General features: G+C 73.6%; 18 protein-coding genes. 8 read left to right on the top strand and 10 right to left on the bottom strand.

What is annotated here, in order from left to right; genetic code table 11:
* Positions 1-189: 189 nt before the first annotated feature.
* From NFX44_RS16615 to NFX44_RS16585, 7 genes are all read right to left on the bottom strand, one after another.
* Positions 190-978, bottom strand: coding sequence for an anti-sigma factor (locus NFX44_RS16615; RefSeq protein WP_262284453.1), 789 nt, complete (start codon positions 976-978; stop codon positions 190-192).
* A complete protein-coding gene (locus NFX44_RS16610) occupies positions 975-1673 on the bottom strand; it encodes a sigma-70 family RNA polymerase sigma factor (RefSeq protein WP_151465193.1) in 699 nt (232 codons plus the stop codon). Before NFX44_RS16610 ends, NFX44_RS16615 begins: the two co-directional genes overlap by 4 nt.
* An 82-nt stretch (positions 1674-1755) precedes the next feature.
* A complete protein-coding gene (locus NFX44_RS16605; RefSeq protein ID WP_262284452.1) occupies positions 1756-2613 on the bottom strand; it encodes a spermidine synthase in 858 nt (285 codons plus the stop codon).
* Entirely contained in the window at positions 2613-3569 is a 957-nt protein-coding gene (locus tag NFX44_RS16600; protein ID WP_262284451.1) for a hypothetical protein, read from the bottom strand. Before NFX44_RS16600 ends, NFX44_RS16605 begins: the two co-directional genes overlap by 1 nt.
* Positions 3570-3588: 19 nt before the next feature.
* Positions 3589-5880, bottom strand: a complete 2292-nt coding sequence (locus NFX44_RS16595; protein WP_262284450.1) for an SMC family ATPase — start codon at positions 5878-5880, stop codon at positions 3589-3591.
* Entirely contained in the window at positions 5880-7028 is a 1149-nt protein-coding gene (locus NFX44_RS16590; RefSeq protein ID WP_262284449.1) for an exonuclease SbcCD subunit D, read from the bottom strand. The genes NFX44_RS16595 and NFX44_RS16590 overlap by 1 nt, the downstream gene beginning before the upstream one ends.
* A 10-nt stretch (positions 7029-7038) precedes the next feature.
* Positions 7039-8787: an ATP-binding protein gene (locus tag NFX44_RS16585; protein WP_262284448.1), complete on the bottom strand. Its 1749-nt coding sequence runs from the start codon at positions 8785-8787 to the stop codon at positions 7039-7041.
* Between the two features lie 263 nt (positions 8788-9050).
* On the opposite strand from NFX44_RS16585, the gene NFX44_RS16580 reads away from it, so the two are divergent.
* Positions 9051-10658: a hypothetical protein gene (locus tag NFX44_RS16580; protein ID WP_315974603.1), complete on the top strand. Its 1608-nt coding sequence runs from the start codon at positions 9051-9053 to the stop codon at positions 10656-10658.
* A gap of 9 nt (positions 10659-10667) precedes the next feature.
* Here NFX44_RS16580 and NFX44_RS16575 read toward each other — a convergent pair whose 3' ends face one another.
* On the bottom strand, positions 10668-11078 hold the full coding sequence (locus NFX44_RS16575; RefSeq protein ID WP_262284446.1) for a hypothetical protein: 411 nt from the start codon (positions 11076-11078) through the stop codon (positions 10668-10670).
* A 340-nt stretch (positions 11079-11418) separates the two neighbouring features.
* Here NFX44_RS16575 and NFX44_RS16570 point away from each other — a divergent pair, with 340 nt between their 5' ends.
* Complete coding sequence (locus NFX44_RS16570; RefSeq protein WP_262284445.1) at positions 11419-12957, top strand: M4 family metallopeptidase; 1539 nt, start codon at positions 11419-11421, stop codon at positions 12955-12957.
* Positions 12958-13073: 116 nt separating this feature from the next.
* Here NFX44_RS16570 and NFX44_RS16565 read toward each other — a convergent pair whose 3' ends face one another.
* Entirely contained in the window at positions 13074-13904 is an 831-nt protein-coding gene (locus tag NFX44_RS16565; RefSeq protein WP_262284444.1) for an alpha/beta fold hydrolase, read from the bottom strand.
* Between the two features lie 72 nt (positions 13905-13976).
* Here NFX44_RS16565 and NFX44_RS16560 point away from each other — a divergent pair, with 72 nt between their 5' ends.
* Positions 13977-15008, top strand: coding sequence for a sigma-70 family RNA polymerase sigma factor (locus NFX44_RS16560; protein WP_262284443.1), 1032 nt, complete (start codon positions 13977-13979; stop codon positions 15006-15008).
* A gap of 126 nt (positions 15009-15134) precedes the next feature.
* On the opposite strand, the gene NFX44_RS16555 is transcribed toward NFX44_RS16560, so the two are convergent.
* A complete protein-coding gene (locus NFX44_RS16555; protein WP_262284442.1) occupies positions 15135-15920 on the bottom strand; it encodes a pyrimidine reductase family protein in 786 nt (261 codons plus the stop codon).
* Between the two features lie 150 nt (positions 15921-16070).
* Here NFX44_RS16555 and NFX44_RS16550 point away from each other — a divergent pair, with 150 nt between their 5' ends.
* The 5 genes from NFX44_RS16550 (at position 16071) to NFX44_RS16530 (ending at position 21612) form a co-directional block, all read left to right on the top strand.
* A complete protein-coding gene (locus NFX44_RS16550) occupies positions 16071-16616 on the top strand; it encodes a plasmid pRiA4b ORF-3 family protein (protein WP_262284441.1) in 546 nt (181 codons plus the stop codon).
* Between the two features lie 244 nt (positions 16617-16860).
* The gene (locus NFX44_RS16545; RefSeq protein WP_262284440.1) at positions 16861-18171 is read left to right on the top strand and encodes an extracellular solute-binding protein; all 1311 of its coding nucleotides are present in this window, start codon (positions 16861-16863) and stop codon (positions 18169-18171) included.
* Between the two features lie 128 nt (positions 18172-18299).
* The gene (locus tag NFX44_RS16540; RefSeq protein ID WP_262284439.1) at positions 18300-19283 is read left to right on the top strand and encodes a carbohydrate ABC transporter permease; all 984 of its coding nucleotides are present in this window, start codon (positions 18300-18302) and stop codon (positions 19281-19283) included.
* 65 nt (positions 19284-19348) lie between these two features.
* On the top strand, positions 19349-20182 hold the full coding sequence (locus NFX44_RS16535; protein WP_262284585.1) for a carbohydrate ABC transporter permease: 834 nt from the start codon (positions 19349-19351) through the stop codon (positions 20180-20182).
* A complete protein-coding gene (locus NFX44_RS16530) occupies positions 20179-21612 on the top strand; it encodes a GH1 family beta-glucosidase (protein ID WP_262284438.1) in 1434 nt (477 codons plus the stop codon). Before NFX44_RS16535 ends, NFX44_RS16530 begins: the two co-directional genes overlap by 4 nt.
* Positions 21613-21686: the final 74 nt, after the last annotated feature.

Here is a 21686-nt window from a genome sequence, read left to right as displayed (position 1 = left end):
GGCAGTTCGCCGAGTAGTACGGGCGGCGAGCTGTCAAGGTTGAAGAGAAAAGGGTGCTCCATTTCACAGTGGATCCGTTGAACCGATCCGGCCGGCGGCGCGTGGGGGAGCACGTCGGGGTCGTCGTGCCCGGGCACGACGGAACGGCGCCGGGCGGTGTCGCTGCCCGGCGCCGGCGGTCCGGCGGGATCAGAGGTCGTTCACCGTCACCAGCGGGCTGGCGATGCCGTTGACGTCGACCGACTGCACCTGGATCTTCTCGATGTCCTTGAGCGGCGCCGAGGTGGACGCGCTCAGTTCCAGCGGCAGCTGGTTGGTGTTCGTGCCGTAGCCGCCGCCCGGCACCGACCAGGTGCCGATCACCTCGCTGGTGGCGTTCTTCCGGACCACGACGAGCCGGCAGGTGCGCGGCCCGGGCAGGCGGGTGAGCTGGAGGTCGATCTGCGTGCCGTACTCCTTCGACGCCACCCACATGGTGGTCTTCACGCCGGTGCCCGGGTCGACGGCGTTGTGCTGGTCGCCCTCCTGCTCGTTGCCGCCGACGTTCGGGTCGTTGGGGTCCGACGGCTCGCTGGCCGGCGGGGCCGTGACGGGCGCCGTGAGGGTCGGCTCGGCCTGCGGGACGGGCTTGTCGCCGCCGCCGCCGAACACCCCGGCCATGCCGACGCCGCTCAGGCCGCCGAACACCACGACCGCCGCCGCGGCGGCGAAGACCTGCCGCATCCGGGTGCGCCGCCGGTCCCGGCGGACCGCCACCAGGGTGCGGTCCAGCAGGGCGGGGTCGGTGTGCGTCTGCTCCAGCGCGGCCATCGCCTCGCCGTCGATGCCGGACAGCATCCCCACCACCGGGACCATCGTCTCCAGCTCCGCCGCGCACGCCCAGCAGGTGGCGAGGTGCTCCTCGAACCGCTCCGCGTCCTGCGGGTCCAGCACGCCGAGCGCGTACGCGGCGACGTCCATGTGGTCCGCGCGGCTCATTCCGTCACCCCCCTCTCCTGCAGGGCCGTGCGCAGCGCGCGCAGCGCGTAGTAGACCCGCGACTTCGCGGTGCCGAGCGGAAGGCCCAGCTCCTCGGCCGCCTCGGGCACGGTACGCCCCCGGAAGTACGTCGCCACCAGGATCTCCCGGTGCGACTGGCTCAGCGTACGCAGCGCGTCCGCCACGGTCATCGTGCGCAGCACCCGGTCGGTGCTGTCCGCCTCGGCGAACGCGGTCAGGTCCCGGTCGTACGTCTCCGCGGGGCGGGCCTGTTCGCTGCGGTGCTCGTCGATCGCGATGCGCCGGGCCACCGTGACGAGCCAGGGGCGCAGCGAGCCCTGACCATGGGTGCCCAGCCGGTGCGCGTTGCGCCAGGCCCGCAGCAGCGTCTCCTGCACGATGTCCTCGGCGCGCTGCCGGTCCCCGCCGGTCAGCCGCATCACGAACATCAGCAGCGGCCCGGCATGCTCGGCGTAGAGCAGCCGGATCAGCTGGTCGGAGTGGCTCGCCTCGGTGGACGTCGCCTGGTGGCGTCCGGGCGCCGGTCGCGGCGTCACCGGGTCATTCTGGCGATCCGAGGGACAGGCGTCGACCCCCCGACCCGACCTCGACGCGCGCGACCGGGGCTGTGCCCGGGCGAACATCCACTCGGGCCTCGCCACCTCGCCGTGCCAGCCGGCCGCCACCGCGTGCATGCAAGACCTCCGGTGTCCAATGACTCAGCCGACCCCCCACGGGCATGGCCGCCCGGTGATACGGAACGGCCCGCCGAGCGGATCAACGCCGGACGGAAAAAATTCCGGGCGGGGGCGGTGTGGAGTCGGTGGCGTCGGCGTCGTGGACCACCGGGGCGCCCCCGGCGAAGCGGTCCAGTTCGGCGCCGGACAGCACCCGGCCGGGAAACCAGTCGCCGGCGGCCCGCCGGGTCAGCTCCGGCACCGGCGGCTCCACACGGGACGCGACGAGCACGAGGTTGCCGTAGCGCCGGCCGCGCAGCACCGCCGCGTCGCCGACCAGGCAGGCGCGGGGCAGCACGGTGCGCACCGTGGCGACCTGCCCGCGGGCGTGCCGAAGCGGCGGGCCGTCGGCGATGTTCGCCAGGTAGGAGCCGTCGGGCCGGAGCACCCGGGCCACCTCGGCGGCGTACTCGACCGACGTCAGATGGGCGGGGGTGCGGGCACCGGCGAAGACGTCCGCGACCACCACGTCGTAGCTGCCGTCCCGGCTCGACGCCAGGGTGGCCCGGGCGTCGGCGACCCGGACCCGCAGTCGGGGGTCGGCCGGCCAGGGCAGCTCCCGCCGCACCAGCTCCACCAGCGCGCCGTCCAATTCGGACACCCGCTGCGTGGAGCCGGGACGGGTGGCCTGGACGTAGCGGGGCAGGGTGAGCGCGCCGCCGCCCAGGTGCAGCACCCGCAGCGGCGCGCCGGCCGGCGCGACCAGGTCGATGGCGGCGGCCAGCCGCCGGACGTACTCGAACTCCAGGTGGGTGGGGTCGGTGAGGTCCACGTGGGACTGCGGGGCGCCGTCGAGCAGCAGCGTCCAGGAGCCCGGCCGGTCCGGGTCCGGCACCAGCTCGGCCTGTCCGGTGTCGACCTGCGTGACCGCCCGGTCCGCGCCGCGTCGGCGGCCCATCAGCGCCGGATCCCCCGGGCCGCCGCGGTGAGTACCCGGTGCAGCAGGCGGGCGTCGCCGAGCATCCCGCGCAGTCGCCGTTCCAGGCCGGCGATGGGGATGAGGTTCTGCGGGGCGCGCGGATCCTTGTACGGGGTGGAGGCGAACCGGGGCAGCGTGACCAGCGACAGGTCGGCCAGCCCGATGGCCTCGGTCTCGGTCAGCTCGGCGGAGCACTCGACCCGCACGATGCCGGCCCACGGGGCGCCGCCGGCCACCGGCAGCCGCAGATACCACGAGTAGCCGCCCCACGCGGTGCCCAGCCGGAACACCGGGCAGCGCTGCCCCGGCGCCAGCCCGGTGACCACGGCGGTGAGCCGCCCGTCCAGGTACTGGCTGTGCTGGGTCTTGATGTAGCCGAGGGTGCGGGGCAGGTTCCGCCGGCTGCGCAGCGGCCCGTCCACCACCAGCAGGTCGCCGTCGGCCCGCACGGCGTCGGAGACCGCCACCTCCAGGGCGGTCAGCGGGCCCTGCACGGCGGCGGGGAGCTTGCTCAGCTCGCCCGTGCCGCCCACCCGGTGCACCGGGTAGCGGATCGCGCCGGCCACCACGTCCTGCGCCGACGGGCTGGCCGTGAACAGGCCCCGGCCCACCCGCGACCCGGCCAGCTCCGCCGCGCCGCGCTCCAGGTCGCAGCGGACCACCCCGGCCGCGTAGGAGGCGGCGATGCCCGGGAACGAGCCGCCGTCGTCCTCCGCCGTCCAGACGCTGGCGTCGATCCGGCGTACCCCGTCGACCAGCAGCACCACGTCCGGGGCGGCGACGTCGCGCCGCACGTCGATGGCCCGCCAGTCGGTGGCGGGCAGCTCGACGTCGGAGTCGACCTGGGCGCTGCTCGGCGCCGCCGGCCCGCCCCCACCCGCCTCGAACGACGCACCGTAGGCCGGATCCCACGCGTCGACGAAGAACCTCGTCACCGGGCCGCCCTTCCCGCGCTCACAGGCCGGTGCGTTCGACGCGGGCCGTGCGGGCGTCCTTGCGGACCTCGAAGCGGACCGGGATCCGCTCGGCGAGCGCCGGCACGTGGGTGACCACGCCGACCATCCGGTCGCCCCGGGCGGCCAGGTTCTCCAAGGTGGCCGCCACCGTGTCGAGGGTGGCCGCGTCCAGCGTGCCGAAACCCTCGTCGAGGACGATCGACTCGAGGCTGGCCGCGCTCGTGGACATCCCGGCGAGCTGCTCGGAGAGCGCCAGCGCCAGCGCCAGCGACGCCTGGAACGTCTCCCCGCCGGAGAGCGTGCGCACCCCGCGCCGCAGCCCGGCGTCGTGGTGGTCGACCACGAAGAACTCGCCCTTGTCGTGCACCAGGTCGTACTGGCCGCCGGAGAGCTCGCGCAGGATCCGCGAGGCGCCGTCGACCAGCAGGTCCAGCGCCTCGGCCAGCAGCCAACGCTCGAAGTTGTTGGCCCGCAGGTGCCCGGCGAGGGCGCGGGCCACCCGGGCCTCCCGCTCGTGGCCGGCCCGCTGCTCGCGCAGCTCGGCGGCCTGCTCGCGGCGCTCCTCCAGCCGGCGCAGCTCCGCCTCGGCCCGCTCCACCGCCACCGCGGCGTCGCGCTGCGCGTCCCGCGGGGCGGGCAGCCCGGCGGCGTCGAACAGCCCGCCGATCCGCTCCGCGACCTCGCCCGCCGCAGCCTCGGCGGCGTCGACGGCGGCGGCCAGCCCGTCCCGGTCGGCGCGCCGCCGCCCGGCCTGCTCGCCGGCCCACTCCGCGAGGACCGCCCAGGCGGCGGCCACGTCGTCGCGGTCCGCCGCCGGGGGCCCGAACCGGGCCAGCCCGTCGCGGACCGTGTCGAAGTCGCGCCAGGCCCGGCGCAGCCGCTCCTGTGCCCCGTCGAGCGAACTGCGGGCCCGGCGCGCGGCGTCGCGGCCGGCGCGGACCGCACCCGCCGCCTCCTCCAGCGCCCGGCGCAGCCGGGCGTGCTCGGCCAGGGCGCCGCGCAGCGCCGCCGGGGTGGCGGCGTCGGCGAGCTGGCCGTCCAGCTCGGCCAGCCGGGTCCCGAGCTGGTCGTGCTCGGCCCGGGCGCGCAGCAGCACCCGGTCCAGCTCGCGGGCGGCCGCGTCGCGCTCCTGCACCACCCGCTTGGCGGCCTCGGCGGCCGCCCGGGCCGCCTTGCCGGCCGCGAGCGCGCGGGTCACCGCCGACCCCTTCGGCACGGCCGGCACCCGGGGGACCGGCTGCTCACAGACCGGGCAGGGCGCGCCGTCGACCAGGTGCGCCCGCAGCGCCACCGCCTGATCGACGGCTTTCGCCTCCTCGTGCGCCCGGAACGCCGCCTCCAGCTGCGCCTCGGCCCGCTCGGCCTCGGCCCGGGCCGAGGCGAGCGCCCCGGCCGCCGCGTCGTGCTCGGCCTGCGCCGCGTCCACCGCCCGGGCCAGCTCGGCGATCCCGTCCGGCGGCCGGACCCCGGCCAGCACGGTCAGCTCGGCGTCGAGCGCCGCGAGCGCCGCCGTCTGCTCGCGCGCCGTCGCCCGCGCCCGCTCCAGCTCCGGTACGGCCGCCGCGACCGCCCCGGCCAGCTCCCGCATCCGGTCCACCCGCTCCCGGGCGGCGGCCAGGCTGTCGTCGTCGACGTCGGCGAGCCCGCCGAGCACCTTGTCGACCGCCTCCAGCTTCGCCTCGGCCTGGCCGGCGCGCTCGGTGGCCTTCTTCTGCACCTCCTCGTAGATGCCCAGCCCCAGGAGGTTGACGAGGATCTGCTGCCGGGTGGCCGGCTTGGCGTGCAGGAAGTCGGCGAACTGCCCCTGCGGCAGCACCACGCAACTGGTGAACTGCTCGTACGGCAGCCCGACCGCGTCCAGCACCGCCTGCTCCATCTCGGCCGGGGTGCCGGCCACCACCTCGCCGAGATCCTCCGGGCTGAGCCCGGTGTCGAGCTTGGTGACGTCGAACCCGGGCGGCATGAGCTGGAGCCCGGCGTTGGCCGTCTTCACCGTGCCCCGCCCGTCCCGGCGGACCACCCGGGTGGCCACATACCGGTCGCCGGCGGACTCGAAGACCAGCCGCACCCGCGCCTCGGTGGCGGACGGTGCGAGGGCGTTGGCCAGGCCGCGCGTGCCGCCCCAGCGGGGGACCGTGCCGTAGAGGGCGAAGCAGATCGCGTCGAGCACGGTCGACTTGCCCGAGCCGGTCGGCCCGACCAGCGCGAAGAAGTCCGCGTCGGTGAAGTCGACGGTGGTCTCCTCGCGGAAGACGGTGAAGCCCGCCATGTCCAGCCGCATCGGCCGCATCAGTGGTCCACCTCCTCGAGCAGCTCGTCGAAGAGGTGCCGGACGTCCTCGTCGGCGTGGCCCCGGCTGCCCAGGTAGTCGGCGAACAGCTCGCGCGGCGAGCGCCCGGCCCGCTGGGCGGTGCGGGTGCCGCTGCCCGGTGCGGGCACCAGCTCCGGGTCGATCCGGATCTCCAGCGCCCGGGGGAGCAGCTCCTGCACCTCCTCCCGCAGCCCGGCGCGGGGCTGCTCGCGGACGAAGACCCGCAGCCAGCCGTCGGGCGCGTCGATCTCGGCGAGCTGGGCCAGGGTGCCGCGGACCGTGCGCAGCGGGACGGCGCCGGGCACCGGCACCTCCCGGATCTGCGCGGCGGTCGTCGCGGTCACCTCGACGATCGTCACCGACCCGACGTTCTCCTGCTCGCCGAAGTCGACGGCGAGCGGGCTGCCGCTGTAGCGGACCGGGCAGGGGCCGATCACCCGCTGCGAGCGGTGCAGGTGGCCCAGCGCCACGTAGTGCGCGTTGCCCGGGAACACGGTCGCCGGCACCGCGTAGCCGAGCACGGTGTGCGCGTCCCGCTCGCCGCCGCCGGTGCTCGCACCGACCACGGTGAGGTGGGCGGTGACCAGGTGCACCCGGTCCGGCTCGGTGAACCCCTCGGCCAGCCGGGCGAGCACCCGCCCGAGGTGGTCGGCGTAGGTCTGGTTGGCCTCGGCGGGGGTCAGGTCGTACATCTCCACCGCGCGCACGGCGTAGCGCTGGGAGAGGAAGGGCAGCGCGGCGACCTGCCAGCGCTCGCCGTCGCGGGTGGTGCCGTCGATGACGTGCTCCGCCGGATTTTCCCGGACGCTGCCCCGCAGCGTGATCCCGGCGGCCTCGGCCCAGGGGCGCAGCGCGTCGAGCGCCGCGCCGTTGTCGTGGTTGCCGCCGATCGCCACCACGTCCGCCCCGGTGCGGCGCAGCGCGGTCAGCGCCCGGGTGACCAGCCGGGTCGCCTCCGGGGTGGGCGCCGCCGTGTCGTAGAGGTCGCCGGCCACGATCACCAGGTCGGGACGCTCGACCCGGGCGATCTCGATCACCTGGGCGAGCACCTGCTTGTGCTCCTCGGCCCGGGACTGCCCCTTGAGAACCTTGCCGACGTGCCAGTCGGAGGTGTGCAGGATCTTCATGGTCCGCCCTCTAGAACGGGATGTCGTCGTCGGCGGTGCCCGAGCCGACCACCGCGAACGGGTCGGCCGCCTGGGTGATCGAGCGCAGCGTCTCCGAGGGCGCCCGGCCGGCCTCGGAGACCCGGGTCGCCCAGGCGGGGAAGGGGAACTCCAGGCAGAGCGGGACCGGGATGTCGGGCTGGTTGACGAACATGGTGCCCGGCTTGGCCAGCAGGGCCCGCTGGCGCTGGGCGGGCGGGAGGAAGCCGTATTCCGGGCGGGACGCCTCGGCCGGGTCCAGCCGCCCGACCACCCGGACCGCCGAGTTGGTGACGATCCGCCGCTCCACCTCGCTGGCGGTCTGCTGGGCGCCGACCAGGATCACCCCGAGCGAGCGGCCCCGCTCGGCGATGTCGAGCAGCACCTCCTTGATCGGGGAGGAGCCCTCCCGGGGCGCGTACTTGTTGAGCTCGTCGAGGACCACGAAGAGCAGCGGCTTCGCGGTGCCCGCCTTCTCCTTGCGCTCGAACTCGCTCTTGAGCGTCACGCCGACCACGAAGCGCTGCGCCCGGTCCGGCAGGTTGTGCAGGTCGACCACGGTGACCTGGGCGGACTCGGCCGTGTTGATCGAGTGCGGGCGGCGGGTGGCGAGGTCGCCCCGGATGAGCCGGGCGAGGTCCTTCTTGCTGCCGATCAGCCGGCGCGCGAACGCGTTGACCGTGCCGAGGCCGACCGCGCTGCCCGCCCACTCGCTGCGGGTCTCGTCGTCGTTGAGCTGCCCGACGATGTGGTCGACCAGGTCGGCGTAGGACCCCAGCCGGACCCCGTCGATGCTCACCCCGCCGTCGGCGGGCTGGGCGTATCGGGCCAGGTGGGCGGCGACCGAGTGCACGACCATCGTGTACTGCTGGCGCTCGTCGTCGGCGTCGGCGAAGACGTAGGGCAGCAGGCGGTCGGCGCAGAACTCGCTCAGCGTCCAGTAGAAGCTGTCCACACCGGTGAGCCGGCTGCTCACGTCCGGGGTGCCGGAGGAGTCGCCGACCCGGGGCGGCGCGTAGACCCGGACGTCGGGAAAGGCGCCCGCGTCGAGCCCGAGCTTCGCGTAGCCGGCCCGGGTGGCGTCGTCGAGCCGGGTGTTGGGGTGGTCGAGGAAGAGCAGGTCCTCGCCCTTGACGTTGAAGATCAACGCCTTGGCGTTGACCGCGTCGCCGCCGAGCACCCCGGAGCGGAAGACCGAGTAGAGCAGGAAGGTGGCGAAGCTGGTCTTGGTGGCCACGCCGGAGATGCCGGAGATGGACACGTGCGCGCCCCGGGTGCCGTCGAGGAAGTCGGCGTTGAGGTAGACCGGCACCCCGTCGCGACCCATGCCCATCGGGATGCGCCGCTCCATCCGGTCGAAGTGCAGCGCCCGGGCCCGGGCGTCGCCCTCGGCCCGGTGCACCACGGCGCCCGGGGTGGGCGGCACGTAGAACTCGGGGTCGACGCGGGTGGTGGTGATCTCGGCGGCCTCCTGCACCTGGGCCGGCAGGGTGCCGTCGGCGATGGCGAACACGTCGGAGTCGAACTGCGCGCCCTCGTGGCGGGCGCGGACCTGGGTGACCACCCCGGCGATGGTGACCGGCTCCCGGTCGGGCAGCTCGCGGCGGGTCACCACGACGTCGTCGAGCTGGAGGTAGCTGCCGGGGGCGACCGCCGTCCAGAAGGTGAGCGGGGTGGCGTCGGCGGTGCCGAGCACCCGGCCGACCCCGTCGCCGGGGCCGTCGAGCAGGTCGTCGGTCATCGGCGGTCTCCGGTCGGCTGGTCGTCCCGTTCGCGGCGCACGTCGTGCATCCTGCCCGAGGGATGCGACAGGTTGCCACGCGACGCGGCGGACGCCACCCCGCGGGTCCGCCGACCCTGCGCAGCGGGGCCACCCGCTGACTCTCCGTACGCCCTGGTCGGCCATTCCGGCACCGCCGGGCTGGCTCGCAGGAGATCCTGCAAGGGGCCCGAGGACGCGAGGCGCGAGGAGCGGCGGTGGAGGCAGTCCGTAACCGGACGGCAATGCTGCTGCTGCTCGCCGTGCTGCCGCCGGTGGTGCAGGAGGCGGTGCTGGTGGGCATCGGCTTCCACGGCGCCCGCGGGCTGGCGCCGCAGGTGACCGCGGTCTGGCCGTACGACTCGTTCCACGACCTGCGGTGGCTGCTCGTGTTCCACGACTCCTGGTGGAACTTCCTGCTCGGGCTGGTGGTGCTCACCGTGTTCCGCGGGCTGCTCACCGCCGGGCTGACCGCACTGGCCTGGCCCGCGCGGGCGGCCCGCCCGCCGTTCGGCTGGCTGGTGCTTCGCAACCTGGAGGTGGCCGCCCTCGCGCTGGTGATCATCTCGCCGTGGGCCGCCATCTCGGTCGCCTTCTCGGCGGTCGCGCTCTCCCTCTACCTGTTCGCCTCGCTGGCCCCCATGCTGGTGCTCGCCCCGTTCCTCCAGCGCGCCGGGGTGGTCCGGCGCTGGTGGCGGGGCCTGCCCACGATCGAGCTGCTCGGCTGGTCGGTGCTCAACTTCATCGTGCTCACCGTCGCGGGCGCGGTCATCTCCAGCGTGTCCGGCTGGGGGGGCGTCCCGGTGGCCGCGCTGGCCGGCCTGGCCAACGGCCTGCTCTGGCGGCGCACCGTGGCGGCGGCCGTGCTGCCGGCCCGGATCCGCCTGGCCCGGGTCCCGGTCGCGCCGGTGGCGATCGTCCTCACCATGGCCGCCGCGGTCGGCTCGCAGTCGATCGTCGGCCTGGCGACGGGTCCGCCGGCGGAGTGGCGGCCCCCGGTGATCGCCGAGCGGCTGCCCGACCGGGTGCCGCACGCGGTGATCGCCATCGCCGGGCACGACTCGCGGTGGGACGGTCGCCAACCGGAGGACCCCCGGGTGGAGCGCTTCTCCTACGCCGGCCTCGACCGGCAGGGCCGGGCGCTGCCGTACGGGCCGGAGGCGACCCACCAGTCCCTCGACTCCAGCGCGGTCCTGCTCGCCGCGCAGATCGCCGAGTTGCACCGCCGGACCGGCCGGCCGATCGGCCTGCTCGGGTTCAGCGAGGGCGCCATGGTGGCGCGGACCTACCTGGACAAGTGGGCGCAGCCCCTGCCCGTGGAGGCGGTGCTGCTGTTCAGCCCGCTCATCCAGCCCGGCCGGGCCTACTATCCGCCCCCGGGCTACAGCGGGTGGGGCGTGGCCGCCGGCTGGGAGCTGCGGGGGATCTTCTGGCTGGCCAACCTCGGCCGCGGCGTGAAGAGCACGCCGGACGAGCCCTTCGTCCGCTCGGTGCTGGTCAACGCGCCCTTCTACCGCAACCGCACGCTCTGCCCGGTGGCCGGGGTCCGCATGATCGCCTTCCTGCCCACGGTCAGCGCGGCGGAGGCGCCGCCCGGCGAGTACAGCAGGGTCCCGGTGTTCCAGATGCCGGCCCTGCACGGCGGCCTGATCGGCGAGCGGCAGGCCCAGGAGCGGGTGGTCGACTTCCTGGCCGGTGACCAAGTGGACGAGCCGCGCCGGGAGTACCGGCTGTTCCAGCGGCTGGGCGCCGCCTGGCAGGCGCCACCGCTCCCGCTGGCCCTCAACCCCGTGTGGTCGGCCGACCGGGAGGGCGATCCCGCGTTGACCGGCCGGATCTGCGAGCCCCGCTGACCGGTCGCCTCACCGCGCCCGGCCGGTCGCCCGGCGGTGCCGGAGCAGCAGCCGGATCGCCGCCGCGTCGACGGCGGCCACCAGGACCACCCGGATCGGGGCGTACGGCAGCATGAGCAGGTCGACGGCGAGCGCCAGCACGGCGCAGCCGATCGCCACGGTGGCCGCGCCCCGCCGGCCGGTCACCGCCGCCAGTCCGGCGAGCGCCACCGCGGCCCCGATCGCCAGGTGCAGCCAGGCCCAGGGGGCAACGTCGACCGGGTAGAGGCCGCCCCCGATCAGCACCATGAACGGCCCCGACCGCAGCGTGCCGTAGGCGGACAGCACGTCGGCCAGGCCGGTGGCCACCAGCAGCCCACCGGCGAGCACCGGACGGTCGGCCTGGTCCGGCGCCGTCCCCATCGCCTGCGGTGAACGCATTCCCCGAGGTTACGGCGCTGGTCGCGGGCGGGTTCGGGAGACGGCGCAGCCGGACCCGGCGGGCGCGGGTCCGGCGGGGGTGCCGCTCGGCAACTCCGGGTGGTGAACGGGACGCGAAAAATCGTGGAAAAAATCTTGGCCGAAGGTCGTGACAGACATGGGCCGCCTACGGCAAGAATGTGCAACAGCGCATCGAGGATCTTTCATCCGTCGATACCTGGTTGCGTCGCCGCACCGTGTGACCTGCACGAACGCGGCTGATCCGGCGTGCCCTCCCACGGCGGGTCACCCGTCGGTCGGTACCCCCCCGACCGGCAGTCCTAGTGAAGGTAGGAACTTCATGCGTCGTACCACTCTCCTCGGCGGGCTGGCCACGGCGGCGCTGCTCGCCGCCGCCGGCACGCTGCCCGCGACGGCCTCCGCCGCCCCCGTCTCCACCGACGCGTTCACCCGGGCGGTCGCCCAGCTCAAGGCCCACTCGGGCAGCGCGCTGGTCGCCGACGGCCAGAGCTTCACGCTCAGGAACGTGCAGACCGACGCCGACGGCACCGAGCACGTCCGGCTCAACCGCTACGTCGACGGCCTGCCCGTGCTCGGCGGCGACACCGTCGTCCACCTGGGCAGGGGCAACACCTGGAAGGGCGCCAGCCAGAGCCTCGCGGCCGCGCCGACCCGGGGCGCCAAGGCCCGGGTCAGCGCCGCGACCGCCGGCCGCGTCGCGCTCGCGGCCTCCACCGCCGCCACCCGCCGCGTCGACGGCAGCCAGCTCGTCCACGACGCGGACGCCGCCGGCACCACGCTGGCCTACGAGGTCGTCGTGGGCGGCGCGTACGCCGACGGCACCCCCAGCGAGCTGCACGTCCTCGTGGACGCCACGACGGGCAGGGTGCGCGACTCCTGGGAGGGTGTGCAGCGCGACGGCACCGGCAACACCTTCCACTCCGGCACGGTCACCGTGGGCAGCACCCTCTCGGGCGGCACGTACCAACTCGCCGACGCCACCCGGGGCGGCCACCGGACCTACGACCTCAACGGCGGCACGAGCGGCACCGGCGCGCTGGTCACCAGCGCCTCGAACGTGTTCGGTGACGGCACCCTGGCCAACCGGCAGACCGCCGCGGCCGACGCCGCGTACGGCGCCCAGAAGACCTGGGACTACTACAAGACCGTGCACGGCCGCAACGGCATCCGCAACGACGGGGTCGGCGCGTACAGCCGGGTGCACTACAGCAGCAACTACGCCAACGCGTTCTGGAGCGACTCCTGCTTCTGCATGACCTACGGTGACGGCGGCTCCGGCTGGTACCCGCTGACCTCGCTGGACGTGGCCGGTCACGAGATGACCCACGGCGTCACCAGCAACACCGCCGGCCTGCGCTACAGCGGTGAGTCGGGCGGTCTCAACGAGGCCACCAGCGACATCTTCGGCACCCTCGTCGAGTTCTCGGCCGCCAACAGCAAGGACCCGGGCGACTACCTGATCGGCGAGAAGCTGCGCAGCAGCGGCGTCCCGCTGCGCTACATGGACAAGCCCTCCAAGGACGGCTCCTCCGCCGACTGCTGGAGCAGCTCCGTGGGCCGGCTGGACGTGCACTACTCCTCCGGCGTGGCGAACCACTTCTTCTACCTGCTCGCCGTGGGCAGCGGCTCGTCCGCGTACGGCAACAGCCCGACCTGCAACGGCAGCACCGTGACCGGCATCGGCAACGCCAAGGCCGGCGCCATCTGGTACCGCGCGCTCACCCGCTACATGACCTCGCGGACCAACTACGCCGGCGCCCGCACCGCCAGCCTGTCGGCCGCCGCCGACCTGTACGGCAGCGGCAGCGCTGAGTACAACGCGGTGGCCGCCGCCTGGTCGGCCGTCAGCGTCAACTGATCCACCCGCCCGGCGTCGGCGGAATCCTCCCCGTCGGCGCCGATCGGCCGCGGCCTGCCACGGCGGGCGCGGGCACGCCACTCCGGCGTCCCGCGCCCGCCGCCGTGTCGGCAGGGTCAGCCGGCGAGCACCTCGCGCAGCCGGGCGGTGAAGGCCGGCGGGTCCTCGACGAAGCCGATGTGCCCGCCCGGGAACATCGTCGGCGACGTGCCCAGCGCCGCGGCGAGCGCCCGGGAGGTGCGGTCGCAGACCTCACCGGTCGACCGCTCCCCGAGGCCGACGACGACCCGGGTCGGGCCGTCGCGCAGGGCGGCCACGTCGGGCCGGAACCCGGTCGTCCCGCGGATCATGTGCAGGTACTGGAAATGCTCGTCGGCGGCCGCCTGCGGGTCGGGCTCGCCGCCGAACATACCCAGGACCACCTCCTCGGGCAGGTGGATGTTCGCGTTGGCGAGGAACTTGCGCCCGGCGCCGAGCCGGTCACCGGCGCGGTAGGTGGCGATCATGTCGGCCTCGCGGGCGAACAGTTCCTCCCGGTCCGGCAGCAGGCCGAGCAGCGGCGGTTCGTGCGCGACGACCGTGTGCACCAGCGCGGGACCCGCCTGGGCCAGGGCCAGGACGGTCACCGCGCCGCCGCTGGAACCGAGCACGGCGGCCGGACCCGCGTCGACGTGGGCGAGGAGCCGGGCGACGTCGTCGGCGCGCAGTTCGGGGGTCGAGTCCTGGTGCGGGTCGTGCAGGACGCTGCGGCGGATTCCGCGCGGGTCGGTGGTCAGCACGGTGTGCTCCGCGGCCAGCAGGTCGGCCAGCGGCGCGAAGGCGTCGGCGTCCATGGGGGCGGCGACCAGGGCCACGAGCGGGCCTCGGCCGCGCACCTCGTAGTACAGCCGCCCGTCGGGCACCGCCAGGGTGCCGGTGGTGACGGGCGCGGTGGACATGCTGCTCATCGGGTCCTCCAGGGTCGTGACGGGCGAGCCGTTCACCTTCCTGACTCCGGCGCTGCGGCAGAATCGTCGGTCGTGAGCGTCAGTTCCCCGACCGCCGCCGGGTCTCCCGACCCGGTCCCGGTCGACGAGGCCGCCTTCACCGCGCTCGTCGCGCCGCTGCGCCGGGAGCTGCACGCCCACTGCTACCGGATGCTCGGCTCGGTCCACGACGCCGACGACGCCCTCCAGGACGCACTGCTGCGGGCGTGGCGCGGGCTGCCGGCCTTCGCCGGGCACGGCTCGCTGCGCTCGTGGCTCTACACCGTGATGACCCGCGTCTGCCTCGATGCCATCGCCGGCCGCGCCCGGCGGGCCCTGCCGGTCGACCTCGGACCGGCCAGCGACCGCGCCGTGCCGGACAGCCGCCCGGACCACGACGTCGCCTGGCTCGGCCCCTACCCGGACACCGGCCTGGCGGCCGGTCCCGTCGCCCCGGGCGCGCGGTACGAGCAGCGCGAGGCGGTCGAGCTGGCCTTCGTGGCCGCGGTGCAGCACCTGCCGGGCAACCAGCGGGCCGCGCTGCTGCTCTTCGACGTCCTCGGTTACTCCGCCGCGGAGATCGGGGCCATGCTGGGCACCTCGACCACGTCGGTGAACTCGGCGCTCGCGCGGGCCCGCCGGTCGCTCGCGGAGCGGGCGCCCGCCGCCACCCAGCAGCGGACCCTGCGGATGCTGGACGACGTCCGGCTGCGGGAGGTGGTCACCGGCTACGCCACCGCGCTGGAGAACGGCGACGCCGACGCCCTGGTCGCCCTGCTCACCGAGGACGTCACCTGGTCCATGCCGCCGATGCCGCACTGGTACCGGGGCCTCGCGGCGGTGCTGGACTTCGCCCGGTCGGCGCCGCTCGGCCCCTGCGGCAGCTGGCGGCACCTGACGACCGGCGCGAACGGCCAACCGGCGGTCGCCGGCTACCTGCGCCGGGGCGGGACCGGCCCCTACCTGCCGTGGTCGGTCGACGTGCTGACGCTGCGGGGTGGCCGGATCGCCGGCATCACCTCGTTCCTGGGCGCGGCGCCGTTCGCGGCGTTCGGGCTGCCGGACTCCCTGCCACCGGCCCGCTGACCCCTGCCCGCGACGCGGTGCGGGCCGAGCCGGTCGAGCCACGGCGCGGGCCCGTCCGCTCCGCCGTGGCCGGCGCAGGCTGTCCGCGTACCCCTCCGGTCGTGGACCGGGCGCAGCGGCCTCCGGTCAGGCGGCCGGTGCGGCGCCCGCGGGCGGCGGCCCGCCCGCGTCGCGGGCGTAGCGCAGCATCAGCACCCCGTCGGCGGCGGCCAGCACATGGCGCAGCGGCAGGTGCCGCGGCGGGCTGCCGTCCCCGGCGGTGATCCGGCCGGGGCCGGCCCCGGCGAGCAGCGGCGCGACGGTCAGGCAGAGCTCGTCCACCAGGTCGGCGGCGGTGAGCGCGCCGAACAGGTGCGGCCCGCCCTCGCAGAGGAGCTGGCCCAGCCCGCGGCGGCGCAGCTCGGCCAGGCCGGCCGCCAGGTCGACCCGCTCCGCGCCGCAGCGGACGAGGTCGGCCACCTCGGTGAGCCCGGGTGGCGGCTCGGCGGCCGCGTGGGTGAGCACCAGCGGCCGGACCGGCGCGTCGGCGAAGCACGCCTGGGCCGGGTCGAGGTCCAGCGAGCCGGAGACCACCACGAGGGTCGGGTATTCGGCCAGGCCCTGCTCGCGGCGCCAGGCCCGGCGCGCCTCGCCGAGCCGGACCGCCCGGTAGCCCTCGTGGCGCAGCGTGCCGGCGGCCACCACGAGCCCGTCGCAGAGCATCCGCAACAGGCCGAAGACCCGCTTGTCCGGCTCGCCGGAGAGCCCGGCGGAGTAGCCGTCCACGGTGACCGCGCCGTCGGCGCTGGCCACGAAGTTCACCCGCAGGTGGGGACGGTGCGCGCGGCCGTAGAGCGCGGTCAGCTCCGGGTCGGTCAGCGGCCCGGTGACGGGCGTCGGCCAGACCCGTTCGATCGGGATTCCGACGCTCATTCGCCGGCCGGACCGGTGACCGGCGGGGTCGGTTCGGGGGTACGGTGCTGGCAGTCGCACCACTTCCGGCCTGGACACTCGTCGTGCCGCCGCTCCCGGCAGGCTCGGCAGATCATGTGGGCAGCCTATGCCGAGGAAGGATGGGACAGCATGCCGCGTCAGATCTTCCAGCTGAAGGTCTCCCTCGCCGGGGTCCGCCCGCCGGTGTGGCGGCGGGTGCTGGTGCCTGGCGGCTACACCCTCGACCGGCTGCACCGGGTGGTCCAGCACGCGATGGGCTGGCGGGACTGCCACCTGCACTCGTTCGACATCGACGGCCGCCAGTACGGTGAACCGGATCCGGACGGCGAGCTGGCGCTCCGCGACGAGCTGGACGTCCGTTTGGACGCGGTGGTGGGCAAGGGCGACCGGTTCGGCTACACCTACGACTTCGGCGACTGGTGGGAGCACGACCTGGTGGTCGAGGACGTGTGCACGGCCGACCCGGACGAGCGCTACCCGGCCTGTGTCGAGGGGGAGCGTGCCTGCCCGCCGGAGGACGTGGGCGGCCCGGCCGGGTACGCGGTCCTGCTGGCCGCGCTGGCCGACCCCGGGCACGCCGAGCACCGGATGATGCGGGAATGGGCCGGCGCGGGCTTCGAGCCGGACTTCTTCGCCGCCGACCGGGCCACCACCCTGCTGCGTCGCTTCTGCTGACCGCGCCCTCGGGGCAGCCCCGGGGGTCGGCGCGGTAACGATCTGGGAACGCTCCCACTGGTCTATTGACACCCCTGACACGTGCCGGCAATCTCATGGGAGCGCTCCCGGACGTGTGTCTCAAGCCACATCGCTCGTCGCGGCGGCGCCCCAGAACCAAAGCCTCACCACGTGACCTGCCCGGCCGACGGGCGGGCGCGGTCAGAAACCACCACACGAATCACCCACCTGAGAGGGGTCAGGGATGAGCGTCATGAGGCGCCGGCTCCGCACTGCTGCGGCCGTCGTGCTCGCCGCGGGCGTTGCTCTCGGCAGCGCGGCGTGCAGCAAGAAGGACGACGAGGGGTCGACCGGCGAGGGCGGCCAGGTCAAGCTGGTCCTGCAGACCTTCCAGAACTTCGGCTACGACCAGGCCATCAAGGACTTCGAAGCGGCGCACCCGAACATCAAGGTCGAGCACCAGAAGATGGGCGAGCTGCGCGACTTCCAGCCGAAGCTGGTGCAGTGGCTCGCCGCCGGCAGCGGTGCCGGCGACGTGGTCGGTCTGGAGGAGGGCGTCCTGCTCGGGTACGTCCAGAACCCCGACAAGTTCGCCAACCTGCTCGACCTGGGCGCCGGTGAGGTGAAGGCCAACTTCCCCGAGTGGAAGTGGAACAACGCCATGACCCCGGACGGCAAGAAGCTGATCGGGCTCGGCACCGACGTCGGTGGCCTGGCCATGTGCTACCGCAAGGACCTGTTCCAGCAGGCCGGTCTGCCCACCGACCGGGACGAGGTCTCGAAGCGGATGAGCACCTGGCAGGACTACATCGCGCTGGGCAAAGAGTTCAAGGCCAGCGGCAAGGTCAAGGCCGCCTGGCTGGACAGCGCGACCAGCCTGATGCAGCCGTACGTCATGCAGAACTCGGAGACCTTCTTCTTCGACAAGGACAACAAGTTCATCGGCGACACCAACCCGGTCATCAAGCAGACCTGGGACATGGGCCTGCAGATGGCCAAGGACGGGCTGACCGCCAAGACGCAGCGGTGGAGCGCCGACTGGGACGGGGCTTTCAAGAACTCCGCGTTCGCGACTCTCCCCTGCCCGGCCTGGATGACCGAGGGTGTCATCGCCCCGAAGTCCGGCCCGGGGAACTCCGGCAAGTGGGACATCGCCAACGTTCCCGGCGGCGGCGGCAACTGGGGTGGTTCCTACCTGGCCGTCCCGGCGCAGAGCAAGCACCCGAAGGAGGCCTACGAGCTGGCCAAGTACCTGACCAGCAAGGAGGGCCACCTGGCGGCGTTCAAGGAGGCGGGGGCGATGCCGTCCGACATCGCCGCCCTCGACGACCCGGCGTTCAAGGACAAGACGAGCGAGTACTTCAGCGGCGCGCCCACCGGCAAGATCTTCGGTGAGAGCGTCAAGAACATGAAGCCCGTCTTCCTGGGCGCCAAGCACCAGCAGGTCTGGGAGACCATCTTCGAGCCGCAGATGCAGGCGGCCGAGCGTGGCCGGGTCAGTTCGGATGCCGCCTGGAAGAAGGCGGTGGACGAGGCCAAGAAGGCGACCAGCTGAGTCGCCGGTGACCGGCCGAGCCCACGGGGATCCGCTGCCCGTGGGCTCGGCGGCGGCGCCCACACCCGCCCGAGGGTGTGGGCGCCGCGGCGAGGTCGCCGCCGTCCCACCTCCCGGAAGGACCTGCAATGAGTTCTACTGTCGGCGCGAGGCCATCATCGCCCGCCGCTTCGCCGCCCCCGTCCGCCCCGCTGCACCGCCGCCGGTCGTACCGGCTCGGCCGCTGGGACCTCAAGTACTCCCCGTACCTGTATGTGGCCCCGTTCTTCGTCCTCTTCGGGGTCTTCGGCCTCTTCCCGGTCCTCTACACGGTCTACGTCTCGCTCTTCGACTACGAGCTGCTGAGCGGAACCAAGGAGTTCGCGGGGCTGGAGAACTACCGCCTCCTGATGCAGGACGCCCAGTTCTGGAACGCGGCCTACAACACCCTCGGCATCTTCCTGCTCAGCACCGTGCCGCAGCTCATCGTGGCGCTGATGCTCGCCAACCTGCTGAACCGGCAGATGAAGGCCCGCACGCTGCTGCGGATGGGTGTGGTCATCCCCAACATCACCTCGGTGGCCGCGGTCGGCATCATCTTCGCGCTGATCTTCGCGGACCGGTACGGCCTCATCAACTGGTTGCTGGGCACGGTGGGATTCGACCCCATCGCCTGGCGGGACAACCGCTTTGCCTCCTGGTTCGCCATCGCCTTCATGGTCGACTGGCGCTGGACCGGCTACAACGCGCTGATCTATCTCGGCGCCATGCAGGCCATCCCCAAAGACCTGTACGAGTCGGCGTCGCTGGACGGCGCCTCGACCTGGCGGCAGTTCTGGACGATCACCGTGCCGCTGATCCGGCCGACGATCCTCTTCACGATCATCATCTCCACCATCGGTGGCTTCCAGATCTTCACCGAGCCCCTGATGTACGGGAACGGGCTGGTCCGCGGTGGGGTGGACCACCAGTTCCAGACGCTGGCCATGTACATCTACGAGAAGACCTTCACCGGGAACTCCGAGTACGGGTACGGCTCCGCGATGTCCTGGTTGCTGTTCATGATGATCATCATTTTCGCGCTGATCAACTTCGCGCTGGTACGCCGGTCGGTGAAGGGGGACAAGAAGTGACCACCACGCAGACCCTGCCCCGCTCGGTCACCCCGCCTCCGGTGCCGTCCCGCCGCCGCGGTCGGCTGCCCGGCGGCCAGCTCTGGCAGGCCAGCCCGCTGACCTACCTCGCGCTGATCCTCGGCGGCGTACTGTCGATCTTCCCGATCATCTGGTCGTTCATCATCGCCTCGCGGGACAACAGCGCCGTCTACGAGATGCCGCCGACGCCCGGCGACCAGCTGTTCACCAACGTCAACCGGATGCTCGCCAACGAGGACGCCGCGTTCGTCTACGGCCTGGTCAACTCGGCCGTCGTGTCGACCGTCGTCACCGTCTCGGTGATCTTCTTCTCCAGCCTGGCCGGCTTCGCCTTCGCCAAGCTCAAGTTCCGGGGCAGCAACGCGCTGCTGCTGATCATCATCATGACCATGATGGTGCCGACCCAACTCGGTGTCATCCCGCTCTACCTGATGATGGTGGAACTCGGCTGGACGGGCACCCTGCAGGCGGTCATCGTGCCGTTCCTGGTGCAGGGCTTCGGCGTGTTCATGATGCGCCAGTACGCGATGTCCGCGATCAGCGACGAGCTGATCGAGGCGGCCCGGCTCGACGGCTGCTCCACCTGGCGGATCTACTGGAACGTCGTGCTGCCCGCGCTGCGGCCGGCGGCGGCGGTGCTCGGCCTGCTGACCTTCATGCAGACCTGGAACGAGTTCCTCTGGCCGTTCATCGTGCTCACCCCGGACACCCCGACGGTGCAGTACTCCCTGAAGATCCTCTCGTCCGGGCTGTACCAGACGGATTACGTGGCGCTCTTCGCTGGTACCGCGCTGGCGACCCTGCCACTGTTGATCGTGTTCATCATCTTCGGCCGCCAGATCATCGGCGGCATCATGGAAGGCGCCGTCAAGTCGTGAGCAACCCAGCCAGCCCGCCCGCCGTCGGCGTCCTCGACGAGGGTGCGGCAGCCACCTTCCCGCCCGGCTTCCTCTGGGGCGCGGCGACCGCCGCGTACCAGATCGAGGGCGCGGCGACCGAGGGCGGCCGCACGCCGTCGATCTGGGACACCTTCAGCCACACCGAGGGGCGGACGGTGGCCGGGCACACCGGCGACGTGGCCTGCGACCACTACCACCGCATGCCCGACGACGTGCGGCTGATGGCCGACCTGGGGCTGAAGTCGTACCGCTTCTCCGTCTCCTGGCCGCGCGTGCAGCCCGGCGGCGCCGGGGCGGTCAACCCCGAGGGGATGGACTTCTACCGCCGCCTGGTGGACGAGCTGCTGGGTCACGGCATCGAGCCCTGGCTGACCCTCTACCACTGGGATCTGCCGCAGCCGCTGGAGGACGCGGGCGGGTGGCCGGCCCGGGACACCGCCGGCCGGTTCGCCGACTACGCCCAGCTGGTCGCCGACGCCCTCGGGGACCGGGTGAAGTACTTCACCACGTTCAACGAGCCGTGGTGCTCGGCCTTCCTCGGCTACGGCTCCGGCGCGCACGCGCCGGGCCGCTCCGACGGGGCGGACGCGGTCCGGGCCGGACACCACCTCATGCTCGGGCACGGGCTGGCCGTGCAGGCGCTGCGGGCCGCCCGGCCGGAGGCGCAACTCGGCATCACGGTCAACCTCTACCCGGTCACCCCGGCCACCGACTCGCCCGAGGACGCCGACGCCGCCCGCCGCATCGACGGGCTGGCCAACCGGTTCTTCCTCGACCCGGTGCTGCGCGGGGCGTACCCGGCGGACCTGACCGCCGACCTGCGGAAGGTCACCGACTTCGGGCACGTCCGGGACGGTGACCTGGCGGTCATCTCGACCCCGCTGGACATGGTGGGCGTCAACTACTACAGCCGGCACGTGGTCGCCGCGCCGGTCGAGGGCGTCGAGCGGGAGGCGTACTGGCGGGCCCCGTCGTGCTGGCCGGGCAGCGAGGACGTCCGGTTCGTCACCCGCGGTGTCCCGGTGACCGACATGGGCTGGGAGATCGACGCCCCCGGCCTGGTGGAGACGCTGGAGCGGGTGCACAAGGAGTACACCGACCTGCCGCTCTACGTGACCGAGAACGGCTCCGCGTTCGTCGACGCGGTGGTCGACGGCCGGGTCGACGACCCGGACCGGCTGGCGTACTTCGACGCGCACCTGCGCGCCGCGCACGCCGCGATCAGCGCCGGGGTGCCCCTGAAGGGATACTTCGCCTGGTCGCTCATGGACAACTTCGAGTGGGCGTGGGGCTACACGAAGCGCTTCGGCATGGTCTACGTCGACTACGACAGCCAGGCCCGGATCCCGAAGTCCAGCGCCAGGTGGTACGCCGATGTGATCCGACGCAACGGCCTGGCCGCACAATAGGCTGAGCCAGCCAGTGACGGGCGGCCCGGCGCCGGCGCCTCAACAGGTGCCGGGCCCGCCCGATGTCGGAGGAG

It is taken from the genome of Micromonospora sp. MA102 (assembly GCF_025460765.1).
GTDB classification, from domain to species: Bacteria; Actinomycetota; Actinomycetes; order Mycobacteriales; family Micromonosporaceae; genus Micromonospora; species Micromonospora halotolerans.
Note: the sequence above shows the minus strand (reverse complement) of the source record. Positions and strands in the feature narration are given on the sequence as shown.